Annotated in this window: 1 protein-coding gene; it reads left to right on the forward strand. The window is 70.4% G+C overall.

The genetic code is table 11. The features are described from left to right. Positions 1-547: phage major capsid protein (locus tag ABD323_RS44810; RefSeq protein WP_344447701.1), on the forward strand; the 547-nt coding region annotated here is incomplete at both ends.

Raw genomic sequence — 547 nt, forward strand, 5'->3', positions numbered from 1 at the left:
ACGGCCGAGACGTCGGCGGTGATGCAGCTCGCCCGCCGCATCCCGCTGTCGATGACCGCGCAGACCGCCATCCCGGTCAGCATGGACATTCCCCAGGCCGGGTGGGTCAACGAGGGCGGCTCCAAGCCCACCGGTACCGAGTCGATGAACGTCAAGACGATGGCCGGCAAGAAGGTCGCCGTGCTCGTCCCCGTCTCCGAGGAGGTCGCCCGCTCCAATGCGGCCGGCCTCTTCACGCAGCTGCAGCAGGACCTGCCCGTCGCCCTCTCCCGGGCCTTCGACCTGGCCGCGATCCACGGCAAGTCGCCCTCGGGGGCGGCCGGCCCGTTCGACGACTACCTGGCCGAGACCACCAACTCGGTGGTGCTCGGCACCGCCACCAAGGCCAACGGCGGCATCTGGAAGGACCTCGTGGACGGCGAGGCGAAGGTGATCGACGACAACTACGACGTCACCGGCTACGTCGCTGACCCGCGACTGCGGCCGATGCTGCTGGGCGCCACCGACACCAACGGCCGCCCGATCTTCGTGGGCACCGCCCCGTCCC

Origin of the sequence: Kitasatospora nipponensis (assembly GCF_039528135.1) — a bacterium.
Lineage (GTDB): Bacteria > Actinomycetota > Actinomycetes > Streptomycetales > Streptomycetaceae > Kitasatospora > Kitasatospora nipponensis.